This is a genomic window from Vreelandella jeotgali Hwa (assembly GCF_000334215.1).
Lineage (GTDB): Bacteria > Pseudomonadota > Gammaproteobacteria > Pseudomonadales > Halomonadaceae > Vreelandella > Vreelandella jeotgali.
Genome location: NZ_AMQY01000015.1, coordinates 1 through 26,149 on the forward strand (window position 1 = coordinate 1; position 26,149 = coordinate 26,149).

Below are 26,149 nucleotides of genomic sequence, written 5' to 3' on the forward strand. Positions count from 1 at the left end.
CAATTCATTGTGGACACTTGCCGGGCGGATGACGCATCGGTTAAGGAGGTGATCCAGCCGCAGGTTCCCCTACGGCTACCTTGTTACGACTTCACCCCAGTCATGAACCACACCGTGGTGATCGCCTTCCGCAGTTGGGCTAACCACTTCTGGTGCAGTCCACTTCCATGGTGTGACGGGCGGTGTGTACAAGGCCCGGGAACGTATTCACCGTGCCATTCTGATGCACGATTACTAGCGATTCCGACTTCATGGAGTCGAGTTGCAGACTCCAATCCGGACTGAGACCGGCTTTCCGGGATTCGCTCACCCTCGCGAGCTCGCCACCCTTTGTACCGGCCATTGTAGCACGTGTGTCGCCCTACCCGTGAGGGCCATGATGACTTGACGTCGTCCCCACCTTCCTCCGGTTTGTCACCGGCAGTCTCCCTGGAGTTCCCACCATTACGTGCTGGCAAAGAGGGACAAGGGTTGCGCTCGTTACGGGACTTAACCCAACATTTCACAACACGAGCTGACGACAGCCATGCAGCACCTGTCTCTGCGCTCCCGAAGGCACCCCGGAATCTCTTCCGGGTTCGCAGGATGTCAAGGGTAGGTAAGGTTCTTCGCGTTGCATCGAATTAAACCACATGCTCCACCGCTTGTGCGGGCCCCCGTCAATTCATTTGAGTTTTAACCTTGCGGCCGTACTCCCCAGGCGGTCGACTTATCGCGTTAACTTCGCCACAAGGGTCTCTAGGACCCCAACGGCTGGTCGACATCGTTTACGGCATGGACTACCAGGGTATCTAATCCTGTTTGCTACCCATGCTTTCGCGCCTCAGCGTCAGTGTCAGTCCAGAAGGCCGCCTTCGCCACTGGTATTCCTCCCGATCTCTACGCATTTCACCGCTACACCGGGAATTCTACCTTCCTCTCCTGCACTCCAGCGCGACAGTTCCGGATGCGGTTCCCGGGTTGAGCCCGGGGCTTTCACAACCGGCTGATCACGCCGCCTACGCGCGCTTTACGCCCAGTCATTCCGATTAACGCTTGCACCCTCCGTATTACCGCGGCTGCTGGCACGGAGTTAGCCGGTGCTTCTTCTGTGAGTGATGTCCCTCTGCCGGGGTATTAACCCGACAGCGTTCTTCCTCACTGAAAGTGCTTTACAACCCGAGGGCCTTCTTCACACACGCGGCATGGCTGGATCAGGCTTTCGCCCATTGTCCAATATTCCCCACTGCTGCCTCCCGTAGGAGTCCGGGCCGTGTCTCAGTCCCGGTGTGGCTGATCATCCTCTCAAACCAGCTACGGATCGCGGCCTTGGTAGGCCTTTACCCCACCAACTAGCTAATCCGACATAGGCTCATCCGATCGCGGGAGCCGGAGCCCCCTTTCTCCCGTAGGACGTATGCGGTATTAGCCTGAGTTTCCCCAGGTTATCCCCCACGACCGGGCAGATTCCCATGCGTTACTCACCCGTCCGCCGCTCGACGCCCACCCGAAGGTGTCGTTTCCGCTCGACTTGCATGTGTTAGGCCTGCCGCCAGCGTTCAATCTGAGCCATGATCAAACTCTTCAGTTTAAATCATCATAGTGCATAAGCTGCACCAAACCTGGCTCAAGGTTCCAAACGTATCTCAAACGGACTCCATGGCTGCCGAAAACAGCAGCGCACCGAATCCTGACGAGTCGCTTGCCTTGATAGTAGGTGATTTGTCACCCACACCGGCAAGCGCCCACATGAATTACCTGATCAACTTGTTAAAGAGCAGAAGAGGCGCTTCGGGAGCGCCTCTCGATAAGTGCGTACTTTACCAGCATTGCAGCCTGCGTCAAGCATTATTTACGCCGGTCATCATCTTCTGACAGCGACGCAGCCGCAATGCCAAATATCCCGACATGGACACACGCATCAGGACATGACCAGCGACACCATATAGCCGGTATAGGCCACAAACATTGTCAGCAGAACACCGCCTTCCATACGGCCTATTCGGCGAGGTCGCCCGTGCCGGAAAAACGCAAACCCCATCATCAGCAGGGTCATTAGCGTCATCACGATCCAGTCCCGGGTGAGGACGTCGGGGCCGGCTTCGATCGGCGTAATCACGCCGGCCAGCCCCACGACCCCCAGCGTATTGAACAGGTTGGATCCGACGACGTTACCCAGCACCATGTCGTGCTCGTTGCGCCGCAGGGCACTCAGCGACGATGCGAGCTCGGGCAATGAGGTGCCAATGGCAACTACCGTCAGCCCAATGACCAGCTCGCTGACGCCAAAGGCCGTGGCAATGCTGACGGCCCCCCAAACCAGCAGGCGCGAGCTGGCTATCAGCACGACCAGGCCCACCAGCGTCCATAAAAGCGCCATCCCCCGGGACATGGGCCGGCTTTCCAGAGCCTCGCTGACATCTCCCGTCAGTGCATCGCTTTTCTGCGCCCGCGACTGGAGAATGCTGAGAATCATGAAGCTACCCAGAATCAACAGAATAATGGTGGCTTCCCAGCGGGCAACAAAGCCATCCAGCAGGATAACGCCAGTGAGCACGGTCACGATCAGCAGCACCGGCATTTCCTTGCGGATAACGCTCGACTGCACCGCCAACGGCGCTATCAGCGCGACACAGCCAAGCACCAGTCCAATGTTGGCTATATTGGAGCCGTAAGCATTGCCCACGGCGAGCTCGGGGCTCCCCTGCAGGGCAGCCAGCACCGACACCATCATTTCCGGCGCCGATGTACCAAACCCGATAACCAACATACCAATGAGCAGGGGCGACAAACCCAGCCAGCGTGACGTCGCCGCTGCGCCGTCGATGAAGCGGTCGGCACTCCAGATCAACAATACCAGGCCAACCACAACGGCGAGGACGGGAAGTAACATGACATTTCCTTAACAAGATTATCTGGGTACTATCGCGGCTGCATCCTTATGGAACCGGCCGGGTGCGTCAAGTATTACGCGCTTTCCATGACGTATCCGGTGCCGTCGCCATCTGCCATCAAAGGAGACGGAGTGATCCGTTACCGCTTTTTGCCACGACCGGCGCTTATCGCCAGAGCCCCCCATGTCGATCGCTCACCTCCCGAGCATCGCACCCAGCGCCGTCGGTTACGGGCCTGCCACGAGTGCGACTGGGTATCGGCGCTGCCGCCCCTGAGCCCTGGCGAAAAGGCCTCCTGCCCGCGCTGCGAATGCACGCTGGTTCGCCGTCACCCCTACCCCGCACAGCGCAGCATGGCGCTGGCCATCGCGGCGTTTGTGACGCTGCTGGTGGCCACATCCTTCCGATTCATCAGCTTCAGCGTCAGCGGTGTCAGCAACCGTATTGAGCTGCCGCAGACCGCTACGGCGCTGTTCGAGTTTCATCAGCCCGTGGTTGCGCTGGTGGTGATCATGACCATCGTGATCCTGCCGGCGTGCTACCTGCTGGCCGTCATGTGGCTGCAGTGGGGGCTGATGCGCCATCACCCGCTGCCCTTCAGCCGCGACATTGCCCGCGCGCTGGCACGGCTGACTCCCTGGATGATGGCGGATGTCTTCATTATCGGCGCGCTGGTCAGCCTGATAAAAATCGCCGGGCTGGCAGAGGTGTCTCTGGGACTCTCGTTCTGGGCCTTTTGCATTTTTGCCTTCCTGCTGCTGCTCACCACCCAGTCGCTGGATGCGGACTGGATGTGGTTTTCGCTGGATGGCGGCGAGCCTCTGGCGCCGGAGGGGACAAAAACCGCGGCCGCAGCCGCCGGCCAACAGCTGACCGGCTGCCACACCTGCGGGCTAATCAACGCGGTGGGCAGCGGTGCCGACATGCGCTGCCGGCGTTGCCACGAGCGACTCCATTCACGCCACCCCTACAGCCTGCAACGCACCTGGGCATTTCTCGTTGCCGCGGCCGTCATGTATATTCCCGCCAACCTCTATCCGATCATGAACGTGACGAGCCTGGGAAAAACGTCCTCCTCAACCATCATCGGCGGGGTGGTCGAGCTTTACCAGACAGGTTCCTGGCCCGTCGCCATCGTGATTTTCATCGCCAGCGTCATGGTGCCGGTGGGCAAACTCTTTGCCCTTTCCTGGCTATGCATCGTGGTCAAGCGACGCCATCGGCTCAATACCCGGAGCCGGATTCTGCTCTATCGCATTACCGAATTCATCGGCCGCTGGTCCATGGTCGATGTGTTTGTGGTGTCGATACTGGTCGCGCTAATCCGCGCCGGGGCCCTGATGTCCATCTCGCCGGGGCCGGCAGAGCTGGCGTTCGGTGCCGTGGTAGTGCTTACCATGCTGGCCGCCATGTCGTTTGATCCACGACTGATATGGGATCGCCCCCTGCCGCGCGATGCCGCTTCATACACAGCCACCCGGGGAAACACAGATGGCTAACGAGACACCCCCTGATACGGCCTCGACCGACGACGCATCGTCCGGGCTGAATCGTGCCAAAACATCGGCACAGGCAAAACTGTCGCCGATCTGGATTATCCCGCTGATCGCCATTGCCATCGGCATGTGGCTGGTCTATGACAACTACACCAGTCGCGGCACCCGGATACAGCTCACCATGGAAAACGCGGAAGGTATCGAAGCGGGCAAAACCCTCATTCGCACGCGGAACGTGGAAGTCGGCAAGGTAAAAAGCGTACAGCTGTCGGATGACCTCTCCCAGGCCGTGATCAGCGCCCAGATTCATCCCGAAGCCGAGTCCACACTGACCGAAGACAGCCGCTTCTGGGTGGTCAAGCCGCGCATTGGCCGGGAAGGGATCAGCGGCCTCAACACCGTTCTGTCCGGCGCCTACATACAGCTTGAGCCGGGGAGCTCGGACACGCTGAAACGCAAGTTCGAGGTCAGCGATGTTCCCCCGGTTGCGCCAGCGGGCGAAGCCGGCCTGCAGCTGACGCTGCTCAGCAAGCTGGGCAACTCGATGAAAGTCGGTGACCCGGTGTCGTATCAGGGCTATACCGTGGGGCGTGTGGAAGAAGTCGATTTTGATCCGCAAAAGCGCCAGGTCTCGCACCAGGTTTTCATCGAAAAGCCCTATACCAGCCTGGTAACGGATAACACCCGCTTCTGGAACAGCAGCGGCCTGGACGTACAGCTTGATGCCGACGGCATTCAGGTCAACCTGGACTCGCTGGAAACTCTGCTGGGCGGCGGCGTTTCCTTTGGCGTACCCGCCGACCTGCCCAAGGGCCAGGCCATCGACGTCGACAGGGATAATCCCTTTACGCTGTACGCCAATCAGGACAGTGCCCGTCAGGGCACCTTCGACCGCTACATGCGCTACGTACTGCTGGTAGACGACACCGTAAGAGGCCTCAAGGAAGGCGCGCCGGTGGAGTTTCGCGGTGTGCGCGTGGGAACCGTTGCCGCCGTCCCCTGGAACTTTACCGCGCCGCAGCCGGATTCTCGTTCGAGCTTCGCCATCCCCGTGCTGATTCGTATAGAACCGCAGCGCCTGGGCGTTACGGGCAAGACGCTGGATCTTGACGAGTGGCAATCCCGTTTTGATCGCCTGTTCGGGATCGGCCTGCGCGCTACGTTGAAGAACGGCAACCTGTTGACCGGCGCCATGTTTGTCGACCTCAACTTCGAGGACACTTCGGACAAACAGGCTTCCGACGGACAAACTCCCGACAAACAGCATGTGAGCGAGACATTCGCCGGCGTGGAAGTCTTCCCCACGACAACCGGCGGGTTCGCTCAAATCCAGGCCCAGATTACTCAGCTGCTGGACAAGCTCAACGGGCTGGAAGTCGACCCGCTCATCGACGGCCTGGATCGCAACATGCAGGCAGCGGAAGCCACTCTCAACGAAGTGCAAAGCGTATCCGAGTCGCTCAACACCCTGCTCGACGATCCCGAAACAAGGGATATCGGCGGCAACCTGAACGCCACGCTCAAGGACCTGAGCACCACCCTGGAAGGCGTTTCGCCCGACTCGCCGGCATACCAGAATATTCTGTCGACCATGGATCGCATCGAGCGGCTGCTCGGCGACCTGCAACCGCTCACCAAAACGCTGAACGAAAACCCGCGGGCCCTGCTGTTCGACAACCTGGAAACCTCCGATCCCGAGCCTCGGGCGCCGGATACGCCCTGAACGCCGTGACCGGGCGCTGAATGGCGCCCGGCGATACACAGGCCCGACACCAGACCACAAGGAAATGCCATGTTCGTTTTGCCGCGCCCACTGCTGCTGACTCTCGCGCTGACGCTTTTGGCGTCGGGGCTCGCGGGCTGTGCCGGCACCGTCACCCCGCCGACGCGTTACCAGCTGCCCGATACGGCTTCCGCCACCCAAACAGGTGACGCCGCATCAAAGCCGCTTGCCACGCTCGAAATCAGCCAGCTACGTCTTGCCCACTATCTCGACGTTGACGGCATAATCATGCAGATGGACGACATTAAACTGCGTGAAGCCCGTGAGCACCAGTGGGCAGAGGGCCTCGACCAGCAGCTTGCACGCAACCTGCAAGCCAACCTTGCCGGCGAGCTGCCGCAATGGCGCATTACCCAGGGGCGGTCCGGCGACGACAGTGCCCTGTCGCTACGAATCAACATCGATCAGTTTCAGGGTCGCTACGACGGCTATGCATTGATCAGCGGACAGTGGCAACTGCGCGACGCGCAAAACAAGCTGATAAGCATGGACGGCTTCCGCGCCCGGAACGCACTGGAAGACGATGGTTACCCGGCGCTGGTACGCGCCCTGGGGCAAAGCCTTGCCTCGGCCAGCGAAGATATTGCCGCCGCGATTCAACGTGGCGTGTTATAGTACGCCGCCATCAACACAGCGTACCGCCACAGCGCGGTGACGCACCGGTTTCACCGGTTGAACCCACACGACGATAGCGGAACGTTTTCCGCGCTATCCCCTGACACGCTTGACAGCGCCCGGCCCGACGCCCGGCGCTTGATGACACGGCCGCCACTGGAGCGACCGTGCGGAGAGACTATGGACTTTTCTGATCTCGGCCTATCCGCCGAACTGCTCGAAGCCACCCGGACCGAGGGCTTTGACACCCCCACACCGATCCAGGCGCAGGCGATACCCACGGTGCTCGAAGGCCACGACCTGCTCGCCAGCGCCCAGACCGGAACGGGTAAAACCGCCGGCTTTGGCCTGCCCATTCTGCAGCGCCTGAACCGGGGCAAGCCGGCGGCCCGCCGCCAGGTACGCTCGCTGGTACTCGCGCCGACCCGCGAACTCGCCGCCCAGGTCGGCAAGAATATCGCGGATTACGGCGCCGCCCTGCCGCTGCGCACCCAGGTGATTTTCGGCGGCGTCGGCCAGAACCCACAGGTGGAAGCGCTCAAGCGCGGCGTGGATATTCTGATTGCCACGCCCGGCCGGCTGCTCGACCTGCACCAGCAGGGCCACGTTGACCTGTCACAGCTGGAAATCCTCGTGCTTGACGAAGCCGACCGCATGCTCGATATGGGGTTTATCCACGATATCCGGCGGCTTTTGCGCCTCATGCCGCCCAAACGTCAGAACCTGATGTTTTCGGCGACGTTTTCCAACGATATTCAGGCGCTGGCCCGGCAGCTGCTGGACGACCCCAAACAGATCGACGTCGCGCCGCGCAATACCACGGCCGACCGGATCGAACAGATCGTGTATCAGGTCGACCGCGACAAAAAGCGCGACCTGCTCGCCCATCTGGTTCAGTCGCAACAGTGGTACCAGGTGCTGGTGTTCACCCGGACCAAGCACGGCGCCAACCGCCTGGCCGAACAGCTTTCCAAACGCTCGATTCCCGCCATGGCGATTCACGGCAACAAAAGCCAGGGCGCGCGTACCCGTGCGCTGGGGGCCTTCAAAACCGGCGATCTGCAAGTGCTGGTAGCCACCGACATCGCCGCCCGCGGGCTGGATATCCAACAGCTGCCCTACGTGGTGAATTTCGATCTGCCCAACGTCGCCGAAGACTATGTGCACCGCATCGGCCGTACCGGGCGTGCCGGCAGCCAGGGCGAAGCGATTTCGCTGGTGTGCATTGATGAGGCCCAGCTGCTGAAAAACATCGAGCGGCTGATCAAGGGATCGCTGGAGCGCCGTGTGGAACCGGGCTTCGAGCCGGATCCCAACGCCGTTGCCCAGCCCATCGAAAACGGCCGGCGTTCGGGCAAGGCAGGCGCGGGCAAACGCCCGGACCGGGACACCGCCAACAACAAGCCCCGCCGTCGGCGCCGGTCAAGGTCGCGCAACCGCCAGCGCTCGTCATCCGGACAAAACTGACACCGATTCCCTGACTCATCTTCCCTTATTCACCCTGGAGTGACTATGGCGCCCTCTGATTTGATGGCCGATTATCGCCGCTGGCTCACCTTTCAGCGCCAGGAGCAGCTCAGCCGCGAACATGCCGGCATCGTCCAGCGTCTGGACGACGCCAGGGCGTCGTCCCGGCAGGTTATGCAGGCCTACCGCAGCATGGCGGAAAAATCCGCCGCCGAGGGAGCCTGCTACCGCACGCTGTTTCTGCGTACTCGCGATAACAACGAGGCGCTGGCGTGCGAAGGCTGGCTGTTTATCCGCCGCCTGCTGAGTGAAGGCCAGCAGGCCCGGGTGCGCGCAACCCTGCTGGAGACCTTTACTCTGGAAGACGGCATTGTCGCCCCCGGTGACAAACCCGCCCGGGCGGTCACTCTGGAAATACTTGACCGCGTGCACATGGAAAAAGGCATGCGCACCAGCGTTCAGGTCGACTGCGCCAGCCACGCTGACGACTACCATTTTGTCACCCTGCTGGATGCCGTTCGCGGCGATCTGCGCCCTTACCTCAACGGACCCGACCGCTGACCATGCCTCGACGTCGCGCCGTTGTTTTTCTCCTGCTGGTTGTCATTGTCGGGCTCAACCTGCGCCCGGCGCTGTCCTCGGTCGCTCCTCTGCTGCCGCGCCTGCAGGACGTCGCTGGAATCTCCGCCGCTGCCGCCGGCATCCTGACCACGTTACCGGTGCTGTTTCTGGGAATAACCGCGCCGCTGGCGCCGCTACTGGCCCAGCGGATCGGCAGCGAACGGGCGCTCAGCGCCGCGCTGATTCTCCTTGCCGGCGGCCTGATACTGCGTGGCCTGCCGTTGCCCGGCGCGCTGTATCTGGGCTCGGTATTCGCCGGCGCCGCTATTGGCCTGGCCGGCACCCTGCTGCCGGCTCTGGTCAAGCGGGCGCTGCCCGGCAGCGCCGATCTGGTCACCGGCCTGTATACCATGGCCTTGTGCCTGGGCGGCGCCCTTGGCGTAGGGCTCAGCGTCCCGCTGACACGGCTGCTGGGCAGCTGGCAGGCCGGTCTGATGAGCTGGTCGCTGCTCGCCCTGCTGGCGCTGGTGCTCTGGCATGGCAACATGCCGTCTTCCCGGAATGAGCCGGCTGCCGGGCATGAACAAACCGTCCACGTTCAGGGCAGCGGCGCGATACATCTTCTGGCCCGGCCGCTCACCTGGTATGTCATGCTGTTCATGGGGCTGCAGTCTTCCATGGCCTACATCGTTTTCGGCTGGCTGCCCACCCTGCTGGTAGAACGCGGCTACAGCGAAGCCACCGCCGGCTGGACCATGGCCACGTCCATCATGTGTCAGGTGATTTTTGCCCTGGCCGCGCCCTGGATCGCGCGTTTCGGCCGCGATCAGCGCCTTGCGCTGATCGGCATGCAGATGCTGTCGGCCTCGGGGCTGGCGCTGTTGCTGCTGGCGCCGCTAACGCTCAAGTGGCCCGGGGCGGTGCTGCTGGGGCTGGGACAGGGCGGCGGCTTCAGCCTGGCGCTGAGCCTGCTGGTGCTGCGCACCACCACGTCCAAACTGGCCGGCCAGCTGTCGGGGCTGGTGCAGGGCGGCGGCTATACCATCGCCTCGGTTGGCCCCTTTCTGGTGGGGCTGCTGTTGCAGGCGGATGCCGGCATACCGCGCATTGCCCAGGTGCTGCTGACGATTATCGCCATCTGCAGCTGCGCTGCCTTTTTTGCCGGGCGCAACCAGCGGCTGGATGAGCAGGACGGTGTACTCCTCGTGCATCGCTATTGACGATCCGCCAATTCACAGCGCGGCAATCGACATAACGGCAATCCATACAAAGCCAATTCGCATAAAGCCAATTCGCATCAATCAGGTCGGCCGCGTTCAGGCGGCGGCTCAAGGGGGATACCGTGCCAACCCGCTTCCCGCAGCACTCCGATAAAACGGTCCTGATCCTCTACACCGGCGGCACCATCGGCATGCGCGAAGGCCCGCACGGCCTGGCACCCGCGGGGGATTTTGCCGCCCGGCTGGACCGGATGCTGGCCACGCTGCCCGCCGAAAGGCGGCGCGCGCTGCCGGATATCGAGGTCATCAGCTATGCAACGCCGGTGGATTCCAGCTCGGTCACCCCGCTCGACTGGCAAACCCTGGCCGACGATATTCGCCCTCGCTGTGCCCGGCATGCCGGAATTGTCGTCGTGCACGGCACCGACACGCTGAGCTGGACGTCCGCCAGCCTGTCGCTGCAGCTACGGCGCCCGGGCTGCCCGGTGATCGTGACCGGCGCCATGGCCCCCCTGGAAGCGCCGAATAGCGACGCTCTGGAAAACCTCGAAGGCGCACTGCGCTTCGCCGCGCTGCCACCGCCCGTCAGGCTGGATGACGTGGCCATATACTTTGCCGGCCGCCTGCTGCGCGGCAGCCGAGCCACCAAGTGGCACGCCTCGGCGGCGGATGCGTTTACCAGCCCCGGCACCCCGCCGCTGGGCGACTATCACGATGGCCCCCGGCTATTGGCGGAATCCGCTGTTGCGGCCCACGAACCGGATGCGACAACCCGCGCGCTGCTGGACCGCACGCCGACCAACTACCGGCGCATCAATCAGGGCGAAATCGTACGGATTGTTCTCTGGCCGGGGATGGCGGCCTGGCAGCTGAGCGCCTGGCTGGAAGACAGCCGGGTCGAAGGCGCCCTGCTACAGCTATGGGGCGCCGGCAATATAGCCGACGATCCGGCGCTGATCGAGGTGCTGGAGCGCGCCGTAGCGCAGGGCAAGCTGATCGTCGCGGTAAGCCAGTGCCTGTACGGCAGCGTCAGCCCGGGGACGTACGCCGCCGGCCACGCCCTGGCCCGCGCCGGCGTGCTGCCCGGCGGTGACATGCCGCCCGAAGCCGCCTTTGCCAAACTGGCCCACCTGGTCGCCATGCCGCTGGACAGCGCTACGCGGCGGCAGGCCTTTATCACGCCCTGGGTCGGCGAAAGCGGCGCCGACTGACCTCACTGGCCATTAAGCCGGGCTTCTACCCGCGCCAGAATTTGTCGGCTGACCTTGCCGACCAGCGGCTTGGCTGCCCGGTTGACGGCTTTTTCCATCAGCCGGTTGCCGATGGCATAGCTTAGCGTCAGCGTGACGCGGGTACCCTCGTCCACTGCTTCGAGATGATACCGGCCCTGGTTATCCACCCCGCTGCGCGATTCCCACGCCAGCGTCCGGGGAGCTTCGGCTTCCACCACCGCCACATCGAACGTCCAATCCATCCCGATGGCATGCACGTACCAGCGGTAGCAGTCGTTGCCCAGCGGCTCGATATTGCGGATCAGATCCGAGTAGTCGGCAAAATCCTCGACCTGGTGCAGCAGGTCAAAAACGCGCTCGGGCTCGGCGCTGACAATTTCGCTATGTTCGATACTGGCCATGACGTTTCCCGGAAAGAATGAATGACAGCCGCCGGCCGCTCGGCGACGAAAAAGCCCCGGGCTGGCAGCCGCTCAAAGGGTGATGCGGCAAGCGTATTGCCTAAAGGTCGCGCATCAGCAGGGCAAACTCGGCCTGCTCGGGCGCCAGCGGCTCCCCGGGGACGGCAATGCTGACCACATGACCCGAGCCCGGCGCAACGCTGACCGCCTTGCCCTGGCGGTTCTCGATATGCGTCAGAGCAAAGCGCCGATTGCCTTCCGGCAGCATCAGCTCCAGGCTATCGCCCACGACAAAGCGATTCTTGACGTCGATGGTCAGCCGGGTGCCGGCGGCATCCACGTCGGTCACGTCGCCCACAAACTGCTGATGCACACCGATGGAATGGCCGCGCTCGTAGTTCTGGTATTCGTCGTGAACGTGGCGGCGGTAAAAGCCTTCGGTATAGCCGCGGTTGGCGAGGTTTTCCAGCTCGTCCATCAGCCCCATGTCGAACGGCCGGCCGGCCACGGCGTCGTCAATCGCGCGACGGTAGACCTGGGCGGTACGCGCCACATAGTAGGGTGACTTGGTGCGCCCTTCTATCTTCAGCGAGGTAACGCCCATGCGCGCCAGCTCGGGGACGTGCTGAACGGCGCGTAAATCCCGAGAGTTCATGATGTAGGTGCCGTGCTCGTCTTCAAAAATCGGCATCAGCTCGCCCGGGCGCGAGCGATCTTCAATCAGCGCCGACAGCTCATCGCGCTCCTCGCTGCCGTCGCTTGCCATGACGCCGCTATCGGGCGCCCCGTCGCCGCCGGCGGCATTCACCGGCACAACGTCACCGGTGTCGTCCCGGGTTGCCGCCAGCGCATTGTACTTCCAGCGGCAGGCGTTGGTGCAGGTGCCCTGGTTGGGATCCCGGTGATTGAAATACCCCGACAGCAAACAGCGCCCCGAATAGGCAATGCACAGCGCCCCGTGCACGAAGGTCTCGATTTCCAGCTCCGGACACTCGGCGCGTATCTGGCCGATTTCGGTGAGCGACAGCTCCCGGGACAGAATGATCCGGCTGATGCCCTGCTGCTGCCAGAAGCGCGCCGCGGCATGGTTGACCACGTTGGCCTGCACCGAGAGGTGAATCGGCTGCTCGGGCCAGCGCTCGCGGATCATCATGATCAGCCCGGGGTCGGACATGATCAGCGCATCGGGGCCGGCTTCGATCACCGGCTCCATGTCGCGCAGGTACGTGGTCAGCTTGCGGTTGTGCGGCGCAATGTTGGACGCCACGTAAAAGCGCTTGCCGCGCTCGTGGGCGTAGGCAATGCCCTTGTGCAGATTGGCGACGTTGAAGTCGTTATTGCGCACCCGCAGCGAGTAGCGCGGCTGACCGGCATAGACCGCATCGGCACCGTAGGCAAAGGCATAGCGCATGTTGTTGAACGTGCCGGCAGGCGACAGCAGCTCGGGCGCGGGCATACTTCCTCCGTGATGACTGGTTTAAGCGGCGCCGATAATAGGGCCTGTTGACGTTTCCTCGCAAACCGCGTTGCTGCGCCAAAGGATGTCAGGCAAGGCGCGAAACGCCGGTCATGGTGGTGCCCTTGCCCGGTTTCGCAACGCGGCATGACGTTCATTGGCGCGCAACCCGAAGGGACAGGGTCCTCCGGGCACAGCACGGCGTTGTTCGTCGCTCATTGGGAACGACCCAACGACGCTCCTCACGCCTTGTTCTGCCCCCGGAGGACCTCTGTCGCGGCTGTGAGGAAACGTCAAGAGGCCCTGGCAAGCCACCGTCGGGCTCGCCAGAAGCCACGCTGCGGCACTTTTCCGGCGATGGCTGGCAGCGTAGACTGCACGCCCGCGATATATCCCTCGATGAGCCCGCCATGCACGATACCGGATCCCACAGCGCCGAATCCCACCGCAGCAGTTCCCACAGCGCCGACCCCCGGGTCTTTCATGCGTCGCCGGCTTCATCGGTGGAATCCCGGCCGGGCTGCCGGCCGGGGTGCGGTGCCTGCTGCATCGCGCCATCGATCAGCTCGCCTATCCCCGGCATGCCGGATGGCAAACCCGCCGGACAGCGCTGCGCCCAGCTGAACGACGACAACCTCTGCCAGCTGTTCGGCAGCCCTCTGCGCCCGGACGTGTGCCGGCAGTTCGACTACGACGCGGCCATTTGCGGCGAACGGCGCGAAGAAGCGCTGGCAACGCTAAGCTCGCTGGAAGACCTGACCGGCTGACATACAAAATCGAACTGACATCCACCGCTGGATCGCGGGCACAACGCTTCACCGACTACTCGGGCAAAAGCGCGCCCGGCCGCCGCTCGCTCAGGCTCATCCAGCGCAGCAGGACCGGCGCATCGCTGTGGCGAGCGTCACCCAGCAAGCGCCGAAATTCTTCCAGCGCCTCGGCATCACCCGGCGCTACCTGTATCAGCCACAGCTCGATGGCGCCCATTAGCTGGTGGCGATTGCCCTGCTGGCGAGCCCGCTGCCGGGCCAGTGCGATCGCCGAGGCCACTTCGCCTCGGGGTCGGCCCTGGCGCGCCCGGACAAGCGCCATCTGCATGGCCAGCTCGGGCAGGAACAGGGTGTCGTGCTCCAGGGCAATATCCAGACACTCTCCCAGGTAGCGCTCTGCGGTCGTCAGCTCATTCAACGCCAGGCAGGCGTCGACATACCAGAGTGCCGGTCGCAGATAGCGCTCGAACCCCGTCAGTTCGGCCATCTGTTCCATGCACGCTTCCAGCTCGGCAAGCCCGTCGACATCGCCGCCCAGCGCCCGCTGCCAGCCGCGCACGCCCCGGGCGGAATACTGCCAGAGTGCCAGGTCGGCGGTATCGGTCATGGCCGCTGCCCGATCGGCGTGGCGGCCCGCCAGATGCACATGCCCCAGCTGGCGATACAGCCCCGCCGCAACCAGATGCGCCATGGCCAGGGTGCCGGGGTGATGGACCTGCCGGGCCAGACGCAGCGCCCCCTCCATCACGCGCTCGGCACCGGCATAGTCGCCGGACAGGCACAGCGCCCAGCCATGAGCGCATACCGCGGCCACCTGCGGATGGTCGGAAAACGGCAGCCACTCAATCATCATCGGCGTATTCAGCGGGTCCAGCGCTTCCAGCTGGCGCCGGGCAGCGTCGATATGACCCGACCAGTAGGCGCAGTGGGCGTGGGCATAGGCGACCAGACGATCATAGCGCGGCTCTTCCAGCTGGCCGGCCAGCGTGGTCAGCCGGGTCACCAGCTCCCGGGCGCCGGCATGGTCATAGCGCTGGCCGCGCGCCACCCAAAGCCCCCACTTGACCAGAAACGTCGCGGCCGGATCGGCGGGGGCTTCGCCGGCCTCGCGGGATTCGCGCAGCAGCTCCAGGGCGCGGCAAAAGCTTTTCAGCGCCGTGGGCGAGCCGTGGCCCTCCAGCGCAAATGCCGTTTGCCCGCGTACCGTCAGCAGGCTGATGGCGCGCTCGGGGTCGGGCGCCGCGCGCGCCAGGCTGTCGAGCCCGTCGTCCACCATGTGCAGCGCGGTATGGTTGGCGCTGACCTTGAGCGCTTCCCGGGCGGCGAGCTCATAATAGCGCGCACTGCGGGCGGGATCGCCACTGTAGCTCAGGTGCATGGCAAAATTGCCCGGATGGCGACTGATCCAGATCGGGAAGCGCTCCTCGATCAGGCCGACAACGTGGCGGTGCAGCCGCCGGCGCACGTCGCGCGGGCAGGAAAGATAGGCGGCTTCCTGAAGCAGCTGGTGGCTGAACTGGTACTCTTGCGACCGCTGCCTGTCGCTCACCGGCTCGATGATTTCCAGCCGCAGCATCTGCTCCAGCGCCCGGTCAATCGACGCCGGCTCACGCTCGCTGCACGCGGTCAGAAAATCCAGACGAAAGCGCCGGCCCAGCATTGCGGCCACGTGCGCCACGCCGCGATGCTCGCCCAGCTGATCGATGCGGCTGGCGAGCAGTCCGGACAGGCCCTGAGGCAGCGTATCCAGCTTCAGGGGCCGGCCATCGCGCCGGTCCATGTCCAGTCGCCGGCAAATTTCCTGCAGATACAGCGGCACCCCGTCGCAGCGTTCGATTACCTGATGACGCAGCCGCGGCGTCAGGGTCAGGCGATAGTGCTGCAAGAGTAGCGACAGCAGCTGCGACGACTGCTGCGTATCCAGCGGCCCCAGCGTTATCTGCTGGTCCCAGTGCAGCCGCACCGGCAGGGATTCGCGGCCGTGGTGGCTTGCGACCAGCATGAAGGCCGTATTGATGGGCAGGCGAGCCTGGAGGCCTGCCAGAATCCGGAACGAGGGTTCATCGACCCATTGCAGATCATCCACCATCAGCAGCAGCGGACGCGTGGCGGCCAGATGCTCCACCAGCCGCTGCATCAGGGCGAGCACCAGCTCGGTGGCCTCGCCCTCCCGGGTCGAGCGTTGTGCCTCCTGACCATCGCACAGCCCCAAGGCGTCGTCCAGGCGCTGCTGACGCGCCTCGTCGAGCTCCGGCATCGCCAGCGTCGCCTGGAGGTCGCGCAAAGCGGCAGTGTCCGGCGGCGCATCGCCGTACCAGGCGATCAGGCGGCGCACGACCCCGTAAGGTTCAAGCATCGACAGGCGGGTGGTGGGCTGCCAGCAAATGGCGGCTTCCCGGCTCAGCTCCAGCTGGCGAAACCCGACCATCAGCGCCGATTTGCCCAGCCCCGACGTGCCGCTCACCAGAACGCTCTGGCGCAGGCCGATACCGGCTCGCGCCAGCGCATCGTGGAGCTGGCGCAACGCGGTTTCACGCCCGATCAGGCTGGGCGCCGCCGTGGTGTGGGCCGCATCCTTCTGCCCCAGCGCCAGGGCCTGCAAACAGACCTGACCGTTGCTCGCCAACCGCCGCCGGGTCAGCCGCGGCTGCAAATCCAGCGCCGGCGGCATCTGCTGGCTGGCCTGGCGGGAAATGACCAGCTCGCTGCCCTGGGCGGCATTCATCAGCTGCAGCGAGGTCTGGGTCACCTGCCCCAGCGGATCGGCCTGCTGGCGCTCGGGCAGGTAGACCGCCCGGCCGCTGTGCAACCCGGCGTCAAGCGTAAAACGCGGCGGCGCTCCGCTGCCCGCCCAGTAACGCTGCGCCTGTCCGGGCAGGGCCTGGCGGCAGTGTTCGTACAGCGCCACCAGCTCGGCCAGCTGGTGCGCCGGCCCGTGGGTACCGAAGCACGCCAGCCCCAGCCCACCGGTCACCCCGGGCAGCCAGAACCCGCCCAGATGGTGGCACTGCTGCTCCAGCCAGCGCAGTAGCTGGCGTTGCAGGGTCAGGCACCACTGCAGCGCCCCGCGATCCTGCCAGTCGCCCGTCAGCGTCAGACGAATCGCCATGACCGAGAGCTGGCGCAGCTCGATTTCCTCTTCGCGAAACGGGGCGCTGTCCGCGGTCAGCGTGGGCGAATCAACGCTGCCTGCGCCGTCATCGCTTTCCGCGCCATGACTCTCCTTGCCCGACCCATAGTCTTTGTCCGACCAATAGCGCGCCAGCTGTAGAAAGCCGGGCTCGGGCTGTTCGCCGGACAGAGCCAATAGCTGCAGATAGGCATGATAGGCCTCCCGTGCCGCCGCGATCCGACCCTGCCCGACCAGGTGCCTGACCCATCGGGCGTGAAACGGGCCGTAGCCGGAAAACCGGCTGACCAGCCGTTCGAGCAGGGCATCCGGCAGGGTGTTGTGGGCCTCGAGAACCCGGTCGGCAAAGGCAACTACCCGCTGGCGCCAGTCGTGACGAACCTGCACCAGCCAGCGCTGAAACGCGACACACGAGGCCAGCTGCAGATCTTCCGCCAGGTCGCCGCGGTAGCAGGTCAGCACGGCATCCAGCGCCGCCGGGTCCCCCGGGCCGGCCAACTGCGCTTCCAGCCGTTTCAGGTCTATCCGCCAATCGTCGGGGAGCGTCAGACTGATGTGCTGGCGCGTAACGCACAGCACATCGTCGGCCCGCCCACCCAGCGCATGGCGCAGGCAGTGCAGCGCATGACGCAGATTGGAGCGCCCGGCGGAAACGCCCTGATCGGGCCACAGCAGTTCGGCAAGCGCCGAGCGGCTGACCGGGCGGTCCTGCAGCAGCAGATACACCAGCAGCGCCTTGACCTTGTCGTAGCTGAAACGCGCCGGCGCGGTTTTCTCCGGGTCGAGCACGCAGTGCCCGAACAGGGCAATGTGGTCGGACTCGTACGCATCGCGCATGGTAGCGATCCTGCCGAAACGTGGGCGGCTCAGGCGGGCACACCGCTATGGAAACGAAACTCGGCGTCCGGCGAGCGGATCAGTTCGGCCTCGCGGGCCACGAAAAAGGCGATGCGGTCGTCCAGCGGCGCATCGGTCTGTTCCCGGGCCAGCAGCAGATAGTCTTCAAAGTGCCGGCCTTCGGACTTCACCAGAGAGCGGTAAAACCGCGCCAGCTCGGCATCCAGGCAGGGAATCAGCCGGGCAAAGCGCTCGCAGCTGCGCGCTTCGATCAGCGCGCCCACAATCAGCACGTCAATCAGACGCTCGGGGTCATTGGGCCGCACATGCCGACGCAACCCTTCGGCATAGCGCGACGCGCTGAGGTGGCGATAGGTCACGTCGCGCTTTTCCATCAGCTTGACCACCTGCTCGAAATGCAGCAGCTCTTCCCGCGCCAGCTGGGCCATCTTGCTCAGCAACAGCGGCTGGTCGACGTAGCGATACAGCAGGCTCATGGCCGTGGACGCGGCTTTCTTTTCGCACTGGGCGTGATCAATCAGCAGCGTTTCCGGGTGCAAAAGCGCCTCTTCCAGCCAGGCGTCGGGGGTCGAACAGCCCAAAAACGCCAGCAAGCTCTCGGGCAGGAGGTCGTCGGCACTGAGCCCGTGACCGACCGAAGCCGGCGGCCGGGTGCCGGACAGGGATGACGTATCGGGATCGGCGGTGGACCCCGCCTCGGCTGCTACGTCAGCGTGGGAAAAAGGCGCGGATGGCGTCATGGTCGGATACCCGTGCGGCTGGGAACGTCTGGAATCACTCGGCGGCGCGTTACCCCATCAGATGGATCGGTCAACCGCGTCGGCGAGCCCGTTTATCGCGCTTATGGTAACGCGGCGTCACCGGAATCACACACCCGCTGACGTAGTAAAACTCCCTGAGCATGACCTTTGGGACGCCAAGGCTGGCATTTTACGCCATGCCCTGCCCCCAAAGTGCAACCCCGCCATGCCGGGGTTTGCTTAACATTGTCAACAGTTTTCCGTAAACTTCAGCCGGTCCGCACCGCCGGCGTGCCGCATTCTCGGCGGCGACCCCGTTAGATCGCCCCGGGGCTCGCCGCCGCGCTTGTTCACGCAGCTTATCCACGCAACAGAGAGGGTTCCCCCGTGCTTGAAGCCTACCGTCAACATGTTTCCGAACGCGCCGAGGCAGGGGTTCCGCCCAAGCCGCTGGATGCCGAACAGGCCGCTGCTCTGGTCGAGCTGCTGAAAAATCCGCCGGCTGGCGAAGAAGAATTTATTCTGGATCTGATGACCCAGCGCATTCCGCCGGGCGTGGATGAGGCCGCCTACGTCAAGGCCGGCTTTCTCACCGCCATCGCCCGGGGCGAGGCCGAGTCGCCGCTGATCGATAAAATTCATGCGGTCAAACTGCTGGGTACCATGCAGGGCGGCTATAACATTGCCTCGCTAACCGAGCTGCTGGACGACAAGGCGCTGGCAAAGGAAGCCGGCGAGCAGCTCAAGCATACCCTGCTGATGTTCGACGCCTTTCACGACGTCGAAGAACGCGCCCGGGCCGGCAACGCCGTGGCCCAGGACGTACTGGAATCCTGGGCCGAGGCCGAATGGTTTTTGTCCAAACCGGCGCTGGCCGAAAAGATCACCCTGACCGTGTTCAAGGTGCCCGGCGAAACCAACACCGACGATCTTTCGCCGGCGCCGGACGCCTGGTCGCGCCCGGACATTCCGCTGCATGGCAATGCCATGTTGAAAAACCCGCGCGACGGCATCGAGCCCGAAGCGCCCGGCGAAACCGGCCCGCTCAAGCAGATCGAAGCGGTCAGGGCCAAGGGCCATCCGGTGGTTTACGTCGGCGACGTGGTGGGCACCGGCTCCTCGCGCAAATCGGCCACCAACTCGGTGCTGTGGTTCTTCGGCGACGACATTCCCTACGCGCCCAACAAGCGTGCCGGCGGCTTCTGCTTTGGCGGCAGCGTCGCGCCGATTTTCTTCAATACCATGGAAGATTCCGGCGCCCTGCCCATCGAAATGGACGTCGAGAATCTCAACATGGGCGATGTGATCGACGTCTACCCCTATGCCGGCAAGGTCTGCCGCCACGGCACCGACAAGGTCATCACCACCTTTTCGCTGAAAACCCAGCTGCTGCTCGACGAAGTGCGCGCCGGCGGCCGGATTCCGCTGATCATCGGCCGCGGGCTGACCGCCAAGGCGCGGGAGTCGCTCAACCTGCCCGCCTCCGAGGTCTTCCGCCTGCCCGAGCAGCCGGAAAACAGCGGCAAGGGGTTCACCCTGGCGCAAAAGATGGTGGGCAAGGCCTGCGGTCTCGACGGCGTACGCCCGGGCATGTACTGCGAACCCAAAATGACCACCGTGGGCTCTCAGGATACTACCGGCCCCATGACCCGCGACGAGCTCAAGGATCTGGCCTGCCTGGGCTTCCAGGCCGATCTGGTCATGCAGTCGTTCTGCCACACCAGCGCCTACCCCAAACCGGTGGACGTGGATACTCACCACACCCTGCCGGACTTCATCATGAACCGCGGGGGCGTCTCGCTGCGCCCGGGCGACGGCATCATCCACTCCTGGCTCAACCGCATGCTGCTGCCCGATACAGTGGGCACCGGCGGCGATTCGCACACCCGTTTCCCCATGGGGATTTCCTTCCCTGCGGGGTCGGGGCTGGTGGCCTTCGCCGCCGCCACCGGCGTCATGCCGCTGGACATGCCGGAATCGATTCTGGTGCGTTTCAAGGGCAAGCGTCAGCCCGGTGTGACCCTGCGCGATCTGGTTCACGCCATTCCCTACTACGGCATCCAGCAGGGGCTTTTGACCGTGGAGAAGTCGGGCAAGAAAAACGCCTTCTCCGGCCGCGTGCTGGAAATCGAGGGGCTCGAGGATCTCACCGCCGAGCAGGCCTTCGAGCTCTCCGACGCCTCCGCCGAGCGCAGCGCCGCGGGCTGTACCATCACGCTCTCCGAAGACAGCGTAACCGAGTATCTGACGTCCAACATCACGCTGCTCAAGTGGATGCTGGGTCAGGGCTACGGCGACGCGCGCACCATCGGGCGGCGCATCAAGGCCATGGAAGCCTGGCTGGAAGATCCAAGCCTGATGCGCGCCGACGCCGATGCCGAATACGCCGAGGTCATCGAGATCGACCTGGATCAACTCAGCGAGCCGGTGCTCTGCGCGCCCAACGACCCCGACGACGCCCGCCTGCTGTCCGATGTTACCGGCGAGACCATCGACGAGGTTTTCATCGGCTCGTGCATGACCAACATCGGCCACTTCCGCGCCGCCGGCAAGCTGCTGGAAAAACAGCCCGCCGGCAGCCTGAATACGCGTCTATGGCTCGCCCCGCCGACCCGGATGGACCAGCATCAGCTCACCGCTGAAGGCTATTACGGTATCTTCGGTCGCGCCGGGGCGCGCATGGAAATGCCCGGCTGTTCGCTGTGCATGGGCAACCAGGCGCGGGTCGCGGCCAAAAGCACCGTGGTCTCCACCTCCACGCGTAACTTCCCCAACCGCCTGGGCGACGGCGCCGATGTCTACCTCGCCTCGGCCGAGCTGGCCGCGGTAGCCGCGGTGGAAGGCCGCCTGCCCACGGTCAGCGAATATCGCCGTTACATGAGCGAGCTGGATACCATGACCGGCGAAATTTATCGCTACATGAACTTCCACGAAATCGAGGAATACCTGAACGTCGCCTCGAACGTGATTCCTCTCGCCGAAGAAGCCTGAGGCCAGGCAGGGTAAAGCTGCCCATCAGCCGGCCTGAATTTTCAGGCCGGCTTTTTCGTGAAATCGGCTTTTTGTGAAGTCGTTTTTTATAAAAATAGCCAAGCACGCAGAACGCCAAGCCAACCATTGCGGAGACACAGCATGACAACGCCCAACGTGACAGTCCCCGAACAGAGTATCGTGACGCCGGATATCTGCGACGCTCACCCCGAGGTGCAGGCGATTCCGGCACAGTTCACCAACTTTGGCGGCGTATCCGCCTTTGCCGGGCCGATACGTACCGTGGCCTGCTTTGAAGATAATTCCATGGTCAAGCAGGCCGTTGCCGAGCCGGGCAACGGTAGCGTTCTGGTCGTGGACGGCGGCGGCTCCATGCGCTGTGCCATGCTCGGCGATATGCTCGCCGAAAAGGCCGCGGCGAACGGCTGGGCCGGCATTGTGATGTATGGCTGCGTCCGCGACGTGGATATCCTCGCGCGCACCTCGCTGGGGGTTCAGGCGCTGGGCCACCACCCGCGCAAGAGCGAAAAGCGCGGTGAAGGCACGCGGGATATTGCCGTGGATATCGCCGGCGTCAACGTACGCCCGGAGCAATGGCTGTACGCCGACAACAACGGCATCCTGGTGTCGGAACAGGAACTCTCGCTGTAGACCTCGAAACGACAGCCTGTATGCTGCGTCGGTATGTTGTTTGATTCTCCCCACACCCGACCGCTGGCCCGGCTGGGGTTATCGCTGTGGCAGGTTTTTCATCGCCGTCTGCGGGTGCTGATTGCCTTCCACCTGATGTTTACCCTGCTGGCCTCCACGCTGCTGTTGCCCGCGGTGGCCTGGATCACCCGGGCGCTCTACGCCCGGCTGGGCTCCGACGTTGTCACCCTGGACAAACTCGTAGCGCTGCTGTTCACGCCGGCGGGCATCGCCGGCGCGCTGGCGGCTCAGGGGCTGGCTTTCTGCCTGCTTTACTGGCAACAGGCCGGCATGTTGCAAGTGGCCACCGGCCAGCAGACGCCGGGGCATTATCGCCCGGCGCTGACGGCGCTATGGCTGAGCACCCGGCGCCTGCCGGCACTGGCGGGGCTGGTCTTTCTGCAGGTCGGCAGCCATCTTTTGCTGCTGGCCCCGTTCATGGCCGGTATGGCCTGGCTGTACGATGCCTGGCTGGGCGGGCTGGATACCTACTACCTGCAAAAGGTGCGCCCGCCGGAACTCTGGTACTTCATCGCCTCCGCCCTGCCGCTGCTCGCGCTCTGGATGGGGCTCGCCGGTCGGCTATACCTGCGCTGGCTGCTGGCGTTGCCGCTGGTCGCGCTGGAACAGGAAACGCCGCTGAAGGCGCTTTCCCGCAGCGTCGCGCTGACCCGGGGCGGGCATCGTTCCATCGCCGCCGCGGTGCTGCTGGTACTCGCGGGTATTATCGCGCTGCCCGTGGTTGCCACCCTGGCGTACGATGCGCTGTTTACCCCGCTGCTGGACTGGCTGCCCAAACGCCACGCCGTGCTGTTGCCCGCCATGTTCGTCTATCTGACGGGCTATGTGCTGCTGACGCTTGCGCTGACGTTTGCGGGCATTGCCTTCAATGCCCTGCTGTCGGCATGCCTGTACCGGCAGCGAGCGGCCCCGCACGCGCATGTCGATACGCCCGGCGCCTACCGTGCGGGTCGTATGGCCTGGACCCTGGAATTGACCGTGTTTATTCTGGCGGCCGCTCAGGCCGGCTGGATGGTCAACAGCTTCGATCTCGACGACGACGTGGCGATCATTGCCCACCGCGGCAGCTCCAAACGCGCGCCGGAAAACACCCTGCCGGCCTTTCGTCTGGCCGCCCGCGAAGGCGCCGATGCCGTCGAGCTGGACGTAAGGCTAAGCGCGGATGACGTTGTCATGGTCTATCACGACAGCGACCTGACCCGACTCACCGGCGATACGCGCACCTTTGGCAACCTGACCCGGGAAGAGCTGGGGCGTTTCGACATCGGCAGCTGGTTCGGCCATGACTTTCGCGGCGAGCGCATCCCCACGCTGGACCAGGTAATCGACGCCATGCGCGGTCGCGCCGGCATCATGATCGAGCTCAAACCCGCTCCCGGGCGCGGTCCCGCGCTGGCCCGGGGCGTCATGGCATCGCTCGACCGGGAAACCCGAGCCCGCTACGTCTGCTGGGCCAACGCCGACGACGCCATCAGCGCTTACGCTCGCTGCGGCTATCCCGACGCCCGGCGGGAAATGCGCCTGGCCTCCATGTCACCGGCGCTGGTGGCCAGGCTCAACGACCTGGCCCCCGAGATGCGCACCACCCTGCTGGCCCAGCTGGTGATTCCCGGCACGCTGGACCGCTACGGCTTCGACGCCCTGGGGCTACGCCACAACCGCATCAGCGAAGACGAAATGCGGCTGGCGGCCACCTACGGCTACGACGTTCACGCCTGGACCGTCAACCGTCGCGAACGCATGGCCACCCTGATCGACATGGGCGTCGATGCGATCATCACCGACTACCCCGATCGTCTTGCCGCGCTGCTCGACGATCGCCGCCAACTCAGCGACGCCGGCCTGCTGCTGCTCAAGCTGCATGGTCGCGTGAAGCGCTAGCGGGCGTGAAGCGCTAGCGGCGCTCACTCAACGTCATCCCCCATGACCACGCCTTCCCGACGCGGGTCGGCGCCGCCGAACAGGGTGTTGTCGTCCTGACGGACGATGACGCCCAGCCCGCTGGTCAGCTCGCGATCGTCGAGGGTATGCCCCCGCTCGCTCAGCGCGTCCCGGGTGGCCTCGGGCACACGGCCCTTTTCCACGTAAACGTCGCCGCCCAGCGTCAACGCATGGGGCAGCGCCAGCGCTTGCTGGGCATCCAGCCCCCAGTCGCGCAGCGCCACCAGCGTTTGCGCCACGTAGGGAATGATCGCCGCCCCGCCGGGGCTGCCCAGGCTGGCAACAAAGCGACCCACGCCATCGCCTTCGATGCTCGCCCGGCTCGACGCTTCGTCAGCGTCAGCGGTGTCGTGCTCGAAGACCAGCGTCGGGCTCATGCTGGAACGCGGCCGCTTTCCCGGCTGTACACGGTTGGCGACCGGCTTGCCGTTGACCTCCGGGGTAAAGGAGAAATCGGTGAGCTGATTGTTGAGCAGATAGCCGCCCGCCAGGCCGGTACCGCCGTCGGCAAGAATCCGCGACCCGAACGCCTGCTCGACGGAGGTCGTCATGGCAATGGCGTTGCCGTCAGCGTCCACGATGCTGATATGGCTGGTGCCGTATTCCGGCTGGCGCGGCGGCGTTGCCAGGCTGACGTCAAGCTCGCCCGGCTGGCCCGGCGATACCGACTCGCCCAGGCTTTTATCCCGGGAGATCAGCTCGGCACGCTTTTGCAGATAGGCCGGCGCCAGCAGGGTCTGCCAGTCACCGCCCGGCGCCTCGACAAAGGCCGGATCGCCGATATAGCGATTGCGGTCGGCAAAGGCCAGCCGCGAGGCTTCGATAAAGCGGTGCAGCCAGTCGCTGCCGGGCGCGCCGTTATTCAGCGGCGCCCGGGCCATGGGCTCGTGCGCGAGCAAACCGAGCGTCTGCATGATGGTCAGATGGCCGGAAGACGGCGGCGGAAAACCGCATACATCCCACCGCTGCCAGGGAGTACACAGCGGTTCGCGTACTTTGGCGGTATAAGCGTCCAGATCATCCACCGTCAGAGTTCCCGGCGATGCCTGCGACTGCACACGGTCGGCCAGATCGCTGGCGATGCTGCCACGATAAAACGCACCGCTGCCGTGCCGGGCAATATCCTCAAGCATCGCGGCCAGCGCCGGGTTGGTCAGGGTGTCGCCCACCGGCAGCGCGTCGCCGTCGTCGGTGTAGTAAAACGCTCGGGCCGCCGGGTTGCGCGGCAGATAGTCGTCGTCCGCGAGGCTCTGATGCAGCCGCGGGCTCACCTTGAAGCCGTCCTCGGCCAGGGTAATGACCGGGGCAAACAGCGTCTCCCAGTCCAGCCGGCCGTATTGGTCGTGGGCTTTCTCGAGCATTTTCACTACCCCCGGCACGCCCACCGAACGGCCGCTGGTGACCGCCTCCATGAAGGCCAGCGGCTTGCCGGCATCATCCAGAAACAGCGTTTCATCGGCCCCCGCCGGCGCGGTTTCCCGGCCGTCAAAGGCGGTGACCTTGCGGCCGTCAAAATGCAGCATAAAACCGCCGCCGCCAATACCGCTGGACTGCGGCTCCACCAGCGCCAGCACCATCTGCACCGCGATGGCGGCGTCAATGGCGTTGCCGCCGGCCTCGAGAATCTGCTCGCCGGCATCCGCAGCCAGCGGGTTGGCCGCTACGACCGCAAAAGACTCCGTGGCCCAGCCCGGCTTCTCCTCGAATCCCGACCCCGACTCGGGGCTCAGCGCCGGCGTGGCGTAATCGAATCCCGGCGCCGACAGCGGCAGGAGCAGCATGCCCAGCGGGCAGAGATATCGTCCTAAACGCAGCATGATGTTGTGTCCCTGGGTTAGGTAACGGCCAGCCCCAATATGAAAAATGCCCGGCGCGATGCCGGGCATTGGCTGGATTATCGGCTA

17 protein-coding genes and 1 rRNA gene are annotated in these 26,149 nt (G+C 64.3%); 11 read left to right on the forward strand and 7 right to left on the reverse strand.

Annotation, left to right across the window (positions count from 1 at the left end; genetic code table 11):
* Positions 1-41 precede the first annotated feature (41 nt).
* Positions 42-1,570, reverse strand: a 16S ribosomal RNA gene (locus tag C793_RS0108150).
* 330 nt (positions 1,571-1,900) lie between these two features.
* Positions 1,901-2,872 (reverse strand): calcium/sodium antiporter, encoded by a 972-nt coding sequence (locus C793_RS0108155; protein ID WP_017430445.1) that lies wholly within the window; start codon positions 2,870-2,872, stop codon positions 1,901-1,903.
* 132 nt (positions 2,873-3,004) lie between these two features.
* Between C793_RS0108155 and C793_RS0108160 the strand changes: the two genes are divergently transcribed.
* The 7 genes from C793_RS0108160 (at position 3,005) to C793_RS0108190 (ending at position 11,226) form a co-directional block, all read left to right on the forward strand.
* Positions 3,005-4,372 (forward strand): paraquat-inducible protein A, encoded by a 1,368-nt coding sequence (locus C793_RS0108160; protein WP_017430446.1) that lies wholly within the window; start codon positions 3,005-3,007, stop codon positions 4,370-4,372.
* Positions 4,365-6,092 (forward strand): intermembrane transport protein PqiB, encoded by a 1,728-nt coding sequence (pqiB, locus tag C793_RS0108165; RefSeq protein WP_017430447.1) that lies wholly within the window; start codon positions 4,365-4,367, stop codon positions 6,090-6,092. Before C793_RS0108160 ends, pqiB begins: the two co-directional genes overlap by 8 nt.
* A 69-nt stretch (positions 6,093-6,161) precedes the next feature.
* On the forward strand, positions 6,162-6,767 hold the full coding sequence (locus tag C793_RS0108170; protein WP_017430448.1) for a PqiC family protein: 606 nt from the start codon (positions 6,162-6,164) through the stop codon (positions 6,765-6,767).
* A 180-nt stretch (positions 6,768-6,947) separates the two neighbouring features.
* Complete coding sequence (locus C793_RS0108175; RefSeq protein ID WP_017430449.1) at positions 6,948-8,234, forward strand: DEAD/DEAH box helicase; 1,287 nt, start codon at positions 6,948-6,950, stop codon at positions 8,232-8,234.
* A gap of 45 nt (positions 8,235-8,279) precedes the next feature.
* The gene (locus C793_RS0108180) at positions 8,280-8,795 is read left to right on the forward strand and encodes a hypothetical protein (protein ID WP_017430450.1); all 516 of its coding nucleotides are present in this window, start codon (positions 8,280-8,282) and stop codon (positions 8,793-8,795) included.
* Positions 8,796-8,797: 2 nt separating this feature from the next.
* Entirely contained in the window at positions 8,798-10,015 is a 1,218-nt protein-coding gene (locus C793_RS0108185; RefSeq protein ID WP_017430451.1) for an MFS transporter, read from the forward strand.
* A gap of 122 nt (positions 10,016-10,137) precedes the next feature.
* Entirely contained in the window at positions 10,138-11,226 is a 1,089-nt protein-coding gene (locus C793_RS0108190; protein WP_017430452.1) for an asparaginase, read from the forward strand.
* 2 nt (positions 11,227-11,228) lie between these two features.
* On the opposite strand, the gene C793_RS0108195 is transcribed toward C793_RS0108190, so the two are convergent.
* Positions 11,229-11,648: an SRPBCC family protein gene (locus C793_RS0108195; RefSeq protein ID WP_017430453.1), complete on the reverse strand. Its 420-nt coding sequence runs from the start codon at positions 11,646-11,648 to the stop codon at positions 11,229-11,231.
* Positions 11,649-11,748: 100 nt separating this feature from the next.
* Positions 11,749-13,104 carry a prephenate-dependent tRNA uridine(34) hydroxylase TrhP gene (trhP, locus tag C793_RS0108200; protein ID WP_017430454.1) on the reverse strand — a complete coding sequence of 452 codons (1,356 nt, stop codon included), beginning with the start codon at positions 13,102-13,104 and terminating at the stop codon, positions 11,749-11,751.
* Between the two features lie 503 nt (positions 13,105-13,607).
* Here trhP and C793_RS0108205 point away from each other — a divergent pair.
* Positions 13,608-13,871 carry a YkgJ family cysteine cluster protein gene (locus tag C793_RS0108205; RefSeq protein WP_026106185.1) on the forward strand — a complete coding sequence of 88 codons (264 nt, stop codon included), beginning with the start codon at positions 13,608-13,610 and terminating at the stop codon, positions 13,869-13,871.
* 55 nt (positions 13,872-13,926) lie between these two features.
* Here C793_RS0108205 and C793_RS0108210 read toward each other — a convergent pair whose 3' ends face one another.
* Together C793_RS0108210 and C793_RS0108215 are read right to left on the reverse strand one after the other, a co-directional pair.
* On the reverse strand, positions 13,927-17,841 hold the full coding sequence (locus tag C793_RS0108210; protein ID WP_026106186.1) for an ATP-binding protein: 3,915 nt from the start codon (positions 17,839-17,841) through the stop codon (positions 13,927-13,929).
* A 29-nt stretch (positions 17,842-17,870) separates the two neighbouring features.
* Positions 17,871-18,602, reverse strand: a complete 732-nt coding sequence (locus C793_RS0108215) for a MiaE family protein (RefSeq protein WP_017430456.1) — start codon at positions 18,600-18,602, stop codon at positions 17,871-17,873.
* A 387-nt stretch (positions 18,603-18,989) separates the two neighbouring features.
* On the opposite strand from C793_RS0108215, the gene acnB reads away from it, so the two are divergent.
* The 3 genes from acnB (at position 18,990) to C793_RS0108230 (ending at position 24,185) form a co-directional block, all read left to right on the forward strand.
* On the forward strand, positions 18,990-21,593 hold the full coding sequence (gene acnB / locus C793_RS0108220) for a bifunctional aconitate hydratase 2/2-methylisocitrate dehydratase (RefSeq protein WP_017430457.1): 2,604 nt from the start codon (positions 18,990-18,992) through the stop codon (positions 21,591-21,593).
* Between the two features lie 141 nt (positions 21,594-21,734).
* Entirely contained in the window at positions 21,735-22,244 is a 510-nt protein-coding gene (rraA, locus tag C793_RS0108225) for a ribonuclease E activity regulator RraA (protein ID WP_017430458.1), read from the forward strand.
* Positions 22,245-22,277: 33 nt separating this feature from the next.
* Positions 22,278-24,185, forward strand: coding sequence for a glycerophosphodiester phosphodiesterase family protein (locus C793_RS0108230; protein ID WP_017430459.1), 1,908 nt, complete (start codon positions 22,278-22,280; stop codon positions 24,183-24,185).
* Positions 24,186-24,208: 23 nt separating this feature from the next.
* Here the strand turns inward: C793_RS0108230 and C793_RS0108235 are convergent, their stop codons facing one another.
* Positions 24,209-26,062 carry a gamma-glutamyltransferase family protein gene (locus tag C793_RS0108235; protein WP_017430460.1) on the reverse strand — a complete coding sequence of 618 codons (1,854 nt, stop codon included), beginning with the start codon at positions 26,060-26,062 and terminating at the stop codon, positions 24,209-24,211.
* Between the last annotated feature and the right edge of the window lie 87 nt (positions 26,063-26,149).

What these genes read in the sequence shown, in the direction of transcription:
- C793_RS0108155 (WP_017430445.1), bottom strand. Translation starts at nt 2,872, where the DNA reads ATGTTACTTCCCGTCCTCGCCGTTGTGGTTGGCCTGGTATTGTTGATC.
- pqiB (WP_017430447.1), top strand. Translation starts at nt 4,365, where the DNA reads ATGGCTAACGAGACACCCCCTGATACGGCCTCGACCGACGACGCATCG.
- C793_RS0108170 (WP_017430448.1), top strand. Translation starts at nt 6,162, where the DNA reads ATGTTCGTTTTGCCGCGCCCACTGCTGCTGACTCTCGCGCTGACGCTT.
- C793_RS0108175 (WP_017430449.1), top strand. Translation starts at nt 6,948, where the DNA reads ATGGACTTTTCTGATCTCGGCCTATCCGCCGAACTGCTCGAAGCCACC.
- C793_RS0108180 (WP_017430450.1), top strand. Translation starts at nt 8,280, where the DNA reads ATGGCGCCCTCTGATTTGATGGCCGATTATCGCCGCTGGCTCACCTTT.
- C793_RS0108185 (WP_017430451.1), top strand. Translation starts at nt 8,798, where the DNA reads ATGCCTCGACGTCGCGCCGTTGTTTTTCTCCTGCTGGTTGTCATTGTC.
- C793_RS0108195 (WP_017430453.1), bottom strand. Translation starts at nt 11,648, where the DNA reads ATGGCCAGTATCGAACATAGCGAAATTGTCAGCGCCGAGCCCGAGCGC.
- trhP (WP_017430454.1), bottom strand. Translation starts at nt 13,104, where the DNA reads ATGCCCGCGCCCGAGCTGCTGTCGCCTGCCGGCACGTTCAACAACATG.
- C793_RS0108210 (WP_026106186.1), bottom strand. Translation starts at nt 17,841, where the DNA reads ATGCGCGATGCGTACGAGTCCGACCACATTGCCCTGTTCGGGCACTGC.
- C793_RS0108215 (WP_017430456.1), bottom strand. Translation starts at nt 18,602, where the DNA reads ATGACGCCATCCGCGCCTTTTTCCCACGCTGACGTAGCAGCCGAGGCG.
- rraA (WP_017430458.1), top strand. Translation starts at nt 21,735, where the DNA reads ATGACAACGCCCAACGTGACAGTCCCCGAACAGAGTATCGTGACGCCG.
- C793_RS0108230 (WP_017430459.1), top strand. Translation starts at nt 22,278, where the DNA reads ATGTTGTTTGATTCTCCCCACACCCGACCGCTGGCCCGGCTGGGGTTA.
- C793_RS0108235 (WP_017430460.1), bottom strand. Translation starts at nt 26,062, where the DNA reads ATGCTGCGTTTAGGACGATATCTCTGCCCGCTGGGCATGCTGCTCCTG.